Here is a 7,833-nt window from a genome sequence, read left to right on the forward strand (position 1 = left end):
TCCGGGGCGGAGGCCGGCGGGGCGCCCGCCTCGGCCTCGGCGGCCGGGCCGGTACCGGCATTCGCCGCCGGGCCGAGCCGCATCGTCCCTTCGCCCGCGTCCCCGCCCGCCCGCCTCAGCTGCTCGTCCGCCAGAGCCACCAGCTCCGCAGCCGTCGGCCGGTCCTCCGGCTCCTTCGCCAGGCACGACGAGACGATCGCGGCGAGCCGCGGATGGGTCTCGGGGAGTGCGCCGAGGTCGGGCTCGGTGTGGACGATGCGGTAGAGCAGGTCGAGCCCGGAGCCGTCGCCGAACGGGGGCCGGGTGTTCGCCGCGTACAGGAGCAGGCTGCCGAGCGCGAACACGTCCGCCGCGCCCGTCAGTCGGCCGCCTCCGACGGCCTGCTCGGGCGCCATGTAGGCGGGGGTGCCGACGACCATGCCGGTCTTGGTGAGCCGGCTCTGGTCGGCGGCGCGGGCGACGCCGAAGTCGATGAGGGTCACGCCGTCGGCCGTCAGCATGACGTTGGACGGCTTGAGGTCGCGGTGCACCATGTCCGCCGCGTGCACCGCGCGCAGCCCGGCCGCCGCGTCCCGCAGCAGCCGCCACAGGCTCGGACCGGGCAGCGGCCCGTCGTGGAGCCGTACCGCCTCGCTGAGCGTGATCCCGGGGATGTACTCGGTCGCGAACCAGGGCGGCCGGGCGGTGCGGTCGCTCGCGAGGAGACGGGCGCTGACGTCGGCGGGCAGTCGGGCCAGGTTGTCCAGCTCGTGCCCGAAGTGGCGCAGGAAGTCGGGATCCTCGGCCAGCGCGGGCAGCACCTGCTTGACCGCCGCGTACCCTCCCGGCCGCCCCGGCTCCCCCTGCGAGCAGCCGAGATACACCCGGCCCATGCCCCCGGCGCCGAGCAGTCCGATCAGCCGGAAGGAGCCGATCCGGCGCGGGTCGGCCGACTGGAGCGGTGTCGCGCCACTACCCGTCAAATTAGAACTTTTTTCCATTCCCCCGGTCATGGGAAACAGGCTATCGCGTTTCTCCTGGGCCGAGTTGACGCCTGACACCATGCTGGGGATAGCCCCAGCCCGGGTCGGCCTGCCTGCCGGATGGGGCCGTGACGGGTGATCAACAAAGCTGTGCTCATGACTGCTTACCGACGCAACGCCCTCCTCCTCGCCCTCTCCGCCGCCACCGTCGCCGCGGTCCTGCCCGCCGCGCAGAGCGCCTCCGCCGCGCCCCGTACGGAGCTCACCTGGCGCAACTGCGAGGTGAAGGGAGGGCCGGCCGGGCAGGAGTGCGCCGACCTCTCCGTACCGCTGGACTACAGCGAGCCCGACGGGCGGCAGCTCACGCTCGCCGTGTCACGGATCAAGAGCACCCGGCCCGAGGCGCGGCGCGGCACGCTGATGGTGATCCCCGGCGGGCCCGGCAGCTCCGGGGTGCAGCGGCTCACGCAGAAGGGCGCGCGGCTCGCGAAGGAGATGGACGGGGCGTACGACCTCGTCGCCTTCGACCCGCGCGGCGTCGGCGGCAGCTCGCGGGCGAACTGCGAGCTCGACGCGGGCGACCGGTGGATGGTGACCCTGCGGTCCTGGCCGGACGCGGACGGCGGCATCGAGGAGAACGTGGCGCGCTCCCGCCGCATCGCCGAGGCCTGCCGCCGCAACGGCGGCCCGATCCTCGACAGCCTCACCACCGCCAACCAGGCCCGCGACCTGGACCGGCTGCGCGAGGCCCTCGGCGAGGAGAAGATCTCCGCCTGGGGCACCTCGTACGGCACGTACGTCGCCGCCGTGTACGCCCAGAAGTTCCCGCGGCACACCGACCGCTGGGTCCTCGACAGCAGCGCCGACCCGAACCCGAAGCGCGTCGCGCAGGGCTGGATGCGGGACATGGCGCGCGGCGCGGACGACCGCTTCCCCGACTTCGCGGCCTGGGCCGTGCACCCGGACCGGGCGAACGAGGGCCTGCGGCTCGCCGACCGGGCGCAGGACGTGCGCCCGCTGGTCCTCGACCTCGCGGCCCGCCTCGACCGCACCCCGGTCCCGAGCACGACGCCCGGCGTCGCAGTCGACGGGAAGGTGCTCCTGCAGGCACTGCAGAACGCCCTCTACAGCGACTCCGCCTTCTCCTCGATGGCCCGCCTCGTCAAGGCCGCCCAGGACCCGGCCGCCGTCCAGGACCCCGAGCGCCGGCCCGTCCTGCCGCCCGCGCTGACGCAGGCGATGAGCGACGAGGACGCGGCGATCACCGTCGGCGTCATCTGCAACGACGTCCGGTGGACCGGCTCCGTCCCGTCCTACCGCCGCGCCGTCGCCGCCGCCCGCGACACCCACCCGCTCACCGGCGGCATGCCGGCCAACATCACGCCCTGCTCCTTCTGGAAGGCCCCGACGGAGAAGCCCGTCCGCCTCACTGCCGACGGACCCTCCAACATCCTCATGATCCAGAGCCTGAAGGACCCCGCCACCCCCTACACCAGCGGTCTCAAGATGCGTGAGGCCCTCGGCGCCCGCGCCCGCCTCGTCACGGTCGAGCAGGGCGGTCACGGCCTCTACCTCGGCAACGGCAACGCCTGCGGCGACGCGACCGTGACCCGCTACCTGCTCACCGGCGAGCGCCCGGAGAAGGACGCGTACTGCGCGAACTGACGGCCGCGTCAGCGGACGACGTCGAAGACCTGCTTCTGCAGGCCGTTGGCGTACGCCTCCTGCTCGACCAGCTTCAGCTTCTGGGTGTCCTTGTCCGTGGTGCTGAACAGTCGCTTGCCCGCGCCGAGCAGGAGCGGGAAGACGAGCAGGTGGTAGCGGTCGATGAGGCCGGCGTCCGAGAGGGCCCGGTTGAGGGTGGCGCTGCCGTGCATGATGATCGGGCCGCCCTCGGTCTCCTTCAGCGCGGCGACCTCGTCGAGCGAGCGGAGGATCGTGGTCTCGCCCCAGTTCGTGACGAGGTCGCCCTCGGTGAGGGTGGTGGAGACGACGTACTTCGGCATGACCTTGTAGCCGGCGAAGTCCTCCATGTCCGGCCACACCGGGCTGAACGCCTCGTAGCTGGTCCGGCCCAGCAGGATCGCGGTCGCTTCCTTCTGCTCCCGGTCCTTGATCTCGAACGCCTCGGGAAGGAACTCCACGTCCTTGAAGGTCCAGCCGGAGTTCCGGTAGCCGGGCTCGCCGCCCGGGGCCTCAACGACGCCGTCGAGGGAGATGAAGGCGGAGCTGATCAGGGTGCGCATGTGATGTCCTCGGTGACTCGTGTGGGTTTCCCGGATGTCCGGCCGCTGCGTGCTCCGATCGAACACCAGGTATGACAGCTGGCCGTGCAGAAACTCATCGGCCTCCAGGGAAAAGAATTCTCGGCCCGGCGATGTCAGCGGCCCCCCGTACGGTGCCGCCATGACTGATTTCGTACTTGTCGCAGGGGCCTGGCTCGGAGCGTGGGCGTGGGACGACGTCGTCCCGGAACTGCGGGCGGCGGGACACGGGGCGCACGCGCTGACGCTGTCCGGGCTCGCGGAGAAGCGGGACGTGGCCGCCGGGCAGCGGACGCACGTGGACGACATCGTGGCGGAGGTCGACCGGATCGGTTCGCGTGACGTCGTCCTCGTCGGCCACAGCTACTCCGGCATCCCGGTCGGCCAGGCCGCCGAGCGGATCGGCGACCGGCTGAAGCGCGTGGTCTTCGTCGACTCCAACGCGCCCGCGCACGGGCAGTCGTTCGCGTCGTCCTGGTGGCAGGGCCAGGCCGCCTTCGACGCGGAACTCGCCGCGAACGGCGGCGACTGGGCCCCGCCGACCGCCCCCGAATTCGCGGGCCAGGACCTCACCGACGCCCAGATCGCCCATTTCCTCGGCGGCGCCACCCCGCACCCGGGCGCGACGCTCACCGAACCGGCCGTCCTGGAAGCCGAGTTGGCCGACCTGCCGGCCACGTACATCAAATGCCTGCTCGACGGCGACGAGCCGAACCCGGACGTGGCGGAGCTGCTCAAGAGCGACCGCTGGCGCCTGATCGAGATGAACACCGGCCACTGGCCGATGTTCTCCCGGCCGAGGGAACTGGCGGGGATTCTGCTCCAGGACGCCTGACGGGGCGGGGCGGTCAGCGCGGCGAGCGCGGGTCAGGGGTTCCGCGGGAAGATGCGCAGCACGGGAATGTGGGACCAGAGGAACTCCCCGGCGGGCAGGCACGAGCTTTCCCGGTCGGTGGTGATGCCGTCGCAGTGCTCGGCGGTCAGCCGCATGAAGACCGTGGACGTGTGCGTGCCGACGCTCAGCGGGTGCAGCGGACCCGCGGCGAACCAGGCGTAGAGGTTGCCGTCCCCTTCGAAGGTCTCGGTGCGGCGCACGATCTCCTGGCCGAAGCTGTAGCTCCGCTCCCGGACGGTGTTGATGTCATGGACGACGCGGACTCCGACCAGCTTGGAGCGGAAGTCGCGCATCGGGTCGTCCGGCAGCGAGGTCACGTAGTCCGGCGGGTAGAGCAGCGGCGGGTCACCGGCCTCGCGGGGCTGTGCGGTGCCCCAGCTGAAGAAGCTGCGGTACAGCCGCTCGCCCGCGAACGCCTCGCGGCAGGTGGGCGGGCCGATGATCCGGTCGGCGATGCCGAGAAAGCTGTTGAGCTCGGTTCCGTCGGGGCTGAAGCAGATGTGCTCCTGGGGCGGTACGGCCGTCTGCGCGGCGGCGGCCTGGGCGGGTACGGCAGCAACGGCGGCGAGCAGCGCCGCCGTGGCGGTGGCGCGGATCCGCGTGGTCCAGGCGGATCTCTTCCAGAGGGGTCGCACGGGTGATCACCTTTCGGCTGGGGGTCGAAGGCGAGGGTGCGGCCCCTTGCGACCACCGGCCCGACGGACACGCCGTCCATCCGCCACATGCCGGACGAAGCGTCAGGCGAACGCCGGGCACGGGCCGTCGTCGCGGCTCTCAGCGGGCATACCCCAGTCCGTTGACGACCTTAACGATCACCTCTTAGCGTGTCGCGCGACGCTGACCACGTTCAAAGGATTTCGACATGCGACGTATAGCCAAGATGACCGTGCAAGGAGTGGTGGCCTCTCTGGGGCTGACCACGTGTCTGGTAGTCGGCGCAAGCCCGGCCCAGGCGGCCGTCTATGACTGCCGGGCTTCGTTCAACAACGAGGACAACCTGGCAATCGCCCACTGCTACGGGGGATTCGGGCAGTACCGGGTGAAGGCGGCGTGCGCCTCGCCGACCTACCCCTACTCGATCACCATCTACGGCCCCTGGGTGTCCCGTTCGTCCGGTCAGAGCAGCCCCAAGGGCTCCCTGGTGGACGGCGACGCGTACAACTGCCACATCACCAGCGCTTCGACGGCCGTCTAGGCGGTACGGGCTTCCGGCCCCGCCGAACCGTCATGGGCGATTCCTTGCGTGGGCGCGGATCGCTTCCGCGTAGGCGCGGACTCGGGCGGCGGAGACGGCGGGGGCGGGGCGCGGTGGGGAAGCCGGCGCGCCCCGGCAGGTGCCGCATTCGCCGCCTGTCAGGGTCTCGGCGTAGCTGGGGGCGCCGCACTTGGCGCATTCCAGGAGGCGGAGGGGCGGGGGCTCGCGACGGAGAGGTTCGGGCGGGATCTTCGTCGTCAGGCGGTTGCGGACCAGCCCGGCGGGGTGGTGGACGGGCGACGGCAGCCCGTCCGTGAGCGCCCGCAGCACGTCGCCGTCGGTGGCCTCCCGAGCGAACCACTCCTCAAGGAGCGGCGCGAGCGCGCGGCAGTCCGCGTGCGACAGCGACAGAGCGGAGTTCTCCCGGCCCAGCGCGGCGAGCAGGATGTACGCGCGCGAGCGGGTCGGCGGGGGCTTCTCCCTGGGTACGTCCCCGCGCTCGAAGGCCGCCCACCACGCGTCGTCGCGCGCCGTACGGGACCACCACGTTCGGGTGATCCAGCGACCGGCCAGACACTCCCGCCCACGCCTCAAGTGACCAACCCGTTGAATGCGGTTGAGGGCGGTCCGGAGCGCACACTGCCCGTACGGCAGCTGCTTGGCCAGCGTCTTCACGGAGATGTCGCTGCCGTCGGGGAGTCTGTCGATGTACGCGGCGATCGCCGCTTCGCGGGGTTGCAGGTGCCGCCAGTCGTCCGGCCCTGCTGGACGTTCGTACGGAGTGGCGCGTTTTCCGTAGCCGGGGTTGGCGAGAGGGTGCGCAGCGCTATTAGAGTCGGCGTTAGCCATGGATCGAACGTTTCCTTCGATCTGGTTGGTGAGGCCCTCGTCCGGTGTTGGCGCACCGGCGGGGGCCGCTCTATGTCTGGTTTCGCTCACCGTAAACGCATATGACGCTCCGTGGCAAGTCGCTCGCGCAGCGTCAACTCCTAGGGTGGGCAGGCGGGTTAAGCCCAGGTCCGTACCCCTTCCTCAGAAACAGCGCCCGAGGCTGAGGACTTGAGCTTCGGGCCGACGAACTCAAGGAAAGATGCTCGTGATTGCTGACGCGGACGACCTGATCGACGACTGGGAGTCGATCTACCAGGGGTACTTCCTCGGGGAGCACGACGAGACCCTGCTGGAGTGCGCGGAACGGCTCGACGCGGCGCGGGCCGCCCGCCCGCGCGATCCGGACGTGACGGCGTTCTACACGCTGGGCCTGGTGTGGACGTATTGCCATGCGGCGCAGGACGCGGAACCCGGGACGGCACAGCGGATCGTGACAGTGCTGTCGGCCGGGGCGTTGGACCCCGCCGTCGTGGAGGCCGCGTGCTCGCACGCGGGCCATCCGTGCGACGACGACCTGGACACGCACCTGGAGTCCTTCGAAATCGCGCTGTCGCTGCTGGCCGGCGGCGGCGACGACGTCGGCTACACGTGGGGGGACCTCGACGGGGGCACCGCCTGGCACTGCCCGCACAACGTGGCGGGCTTCGCGCGGGCCGCCGCCGATGCGATCGAGCAGCATCGGCGGTAGCCCCACGGGCGCGGCGTCACGCCGCCTGTACGCCGCCGATGAACGCCGCCCAGGCCTCCGCCCGGAACACGAGCTTCGGGCCGTCGGGGTTCTTGGAGTCCCGAACGGGGACGACGCCGGGGTGCTCGTCGGAGACTTCGAGGCAGTCGCCGCCGCTGCCGCCGCTGTACGAGGACTTGCGCCAGGTCGCGACCTCGACGCAGTCGCTGCCGTCACCCGCGCTGTAGCTCGACTTGAACCAGGTGGCCGTGCTCAGGTCGCACTCAGGAGCGTTGATCTTCATGGGTGTAATCCTCTATGGCGGACTCGATCAGAGCCAGGGACTCCCGCGGTGCCAACGCGGCGGCTGCGACGAGATCGTAGGTGAGGCCGTGGCGCGCGACGGTGGCCGGATCGTCCTCCAGGCGGCCCGACCCGTGGCCCTGCAGGTACGCCAGGGGAGGCGCGTCCTCGAAGGTCATCAGCTTGAGCGGGCCGCCCATCGACGCGTGCGATCCCGCCGTGAATGGGACCACCTGCACGATCACCCTGCGCCTTCGCACCAGCGCTACCACTTGCCGGAGCGCTTCCGCCATTACCGCCGGTCCGCCTACCTCCTGGCGTAGTACCGCCTCTCCGAGCACCAGCCACAACATGGGCTTTGTTGGGTCGTCCAGTAAACGGCAACGAGCGATGCGCGCTTCGACCAGTTCATCGATCATTTCGTCCGACGCCGTCGGTTGATACGCCCGGAACAGTTCCGTCGCATACGCCGGCGTCTGGACGAGGCCCGGAATCAGGAGCGGCTCGAACTGCTTGATCGTCGTCGCTTCTGCTTCCGCCTCCGCTGCCTTCGCGAAGTGGTCCGGGTACCTCGACTTGTTCGCCGCCCGGCAGTTCCGTTCGAAGAAGCCGCCCGTGTCCAACAACCCGTCCAGTTGGACCGCGATGTCCAGCGG

10 protein-coding genes are annotated in these 7,833 nt (G+C 70.8%); 4 read left to right on the forward strand and 6 right to left on the reverse strand.

Annotated features, from left to right (window positions below):
* The coding region (locus VIU94_RS30215; protein ID WP_331916152.1) for a serine/threonine-protein kinase at positions 1–992 on the reverse strand (992 nt) is incomplete at its 3' end.
* A 126-nt stretch (positions 993–1,118) separates the two neighbouring features.
* On the opposite strand from VIU94_RS30215, the gene VIU94_RS30220 reads away from it, so the two are divergent.
* The gene (locus tag VIU94_RS30220) at positions 1,119–2,627 is read left to right on the forward strand and encodes an alpha/beta hydrolase (protein ID WP_331916154.1); all 1,509 of its coding nucleotides are present in this window, start codon (positions 1,119–1,121) and stop codon (positions 2,625–2,627) included.
* A gap of 8 nt (positions 2,628–2,635) precedes the next feature.
* Here the strand turns inward: VIU94_RS30220 and VIU94_RS30225 are convergent, their stop codons facing one another.
* A complete protein-coding gene (locus tag VIU94_RS30225) occupies positions 2,636–3,208 on the reverse strand; it encodes a dihydrofolate reductase family protein (RefSeq protein WP_331916156.1) in 573 nt (190 codons plus the stop codon).
* 160 nt (positions 3,209–3,368) lie between these two features.
* On the opposite strand from VIU94_RS30225, the gene VIU94_RS30230 reads away from it, so the two are divergent.
* Positions 3,369–4,061 carry an alpha/beta fold hydrolase gene (locus tag VIU94_RS30230; protein WP_331916158.1) on the forward strand — a complete coding sequence of 231 codons (693 nt, stop codon included), beginning with the start codon at positions 3,369–3,371 and terminating at the stop codon, positions 4,059–4,061.
* A 32-nt stretch (positions 4,062–4,093) separates the two neighbouring features.
* Here VIU94_RS30230 and VIU94_RS30235 read toward each other — a convergent pair whose 3' ends face one another.
* A complete protein-coding gene (locus VIU94_RS30235) occupies positions 4,094–4,756 on the reverse strand; it encodes a hypothetical protein (RefSeq protein ID WP_331916160.1) in 663 nt (220 codons plus the stop codon).
* Between the two features lie 227 nt (positions 4,757–4,983).
* On the opposite strand from VIU94_RS30235, the gene VIU94_RS30240 reads away from it, so the two are divergent.
* Entirely contained in the window at positions 4,984–5,316 is a 333-nt protein-coding gene (locus VIU94_RS30240) for a hypothetical protein (protein ID WP_331916162.1), read from the forward strand.
* Between the two features lie 30 nt (positions 5,317–5,346).
* Here the strand turns inward: VIU94_RS30240 and VIU94_RS30245 are convergent, their stop codons facing one another.
* Positions 5,347–6,165: a hypothetical protein gene (locus VIU94_RS30245; RefSeq protein ID WP_331916164.1), complete on the reverse strand. Its 819-nt coding sequence runs from the start codon at positions 6,163–6,165 to the stop codon at positions 5,347–5,349.
* Positions 6,166–6,406: 241 nt separating this feature from the next.
* Between VIU94_RS30245 and VIU94_RS30250 the strand changes: the two genes are divergently transcribed.
* The gene (locus VIU94_RS30250) at positions 6,407–6,895 is read left to right on the forward strand and encodes a hypothetical protein (protein WP_331916166.1); all 489 of its coding nucleotides are present in this window, start codon (positions 6,407–6,409) and stop codon (positions 6,893–6,895) included.
* 16 nt (positions 6,896–6,911) lie between these two features.
* Here VIU94_RS30250 and VIU94_RS30255 read toward each other — a convergent pair whose 3' ends face one another.
* Together VIU94_RS30255 and VIU94_RS30260 are read right to left on the reverse strand one after the other, a co-directional pair.
* The gene (locus VIU94_RS30255) at positions 6,912–7,178 is read right to left on the reverse strand and encodes a DUF397 domain-containing protein (RefSeq protein ID WP_331916168.1); all 267 of its coding nucleotides are present in this window, start codon (positions 7,176–7,178) and stop codon (positions 6,912–6,914) included.
* Positions 7,159–7,833: DUF5753 domain-containing protein (locus VIU94_RS30260; protein WP_331916170.1), on the reverse strand; the 675-nt coding region annotated here is incomplete at its 5' end. The genes VIU94_RS30260 and VIU94_RS30255, both read right to left, overlap by 20 nt.

Origin of the sequence: Streptomyces sp., assembly GCF_036566765.1 — a bacterium.
Classification (GTDB): domain Bacteria; phylum Actinomycetota; class Actinomycetes; order Streptomycetales; family Streptomycetaceae; genus Streptomyces.

Coding starts and splice junctions, on each gene's coding strand:
- VIU94_RS30250 (WP_331916166.1), top strand. CDS start 6,407: ATGCTCGTGATTGCTGACGCGGACGACCTGATCGACGACTGGGAGTCG.
- VIU94_RS30255 (WP_331916168.1), bottom strand. CDS start 7,178: ATGAAGATCAACGCTCCTGAGTGCGACCTGAGCACGGCCACCTGGTTC.
- VIU94_RS30225 (WP_331916156.1), bottom strand. CDS start 3,208: ATGCGCACCCTGATCAGCTCCGCCTTCATCTCCCTCGACGGCGTCGTT.
- VIU94_RS30220 (WP_331916154.1), top strand. CDS start 1,119: ATGACTGCTTACCGACGCAACGCCCTCCTCCTCGCCCTCTCCGCCGCC.
- VIU94_RS30240 (WP_331916162.1), top strand. CDS start 4,984: ATGCGACGTATAGCCAAGATGACCGTGCAAGGAGTGGTGGCCTCTCTG.
- VIU94_RS30245 (WP_331916164.1), bottom strand. CDS start 6,165: ATGGCTAACGCCGACTCTAATAGCGCTGCGCACCCTCTCGCCAACCCC.
- VIU94_RS30230 (WP_331916158.1), top strand. CDS start 3,369: ATGACTGATTTCGTACTTGTCGCAGGGGCCTGGCTCGGAGCGTGGGCG.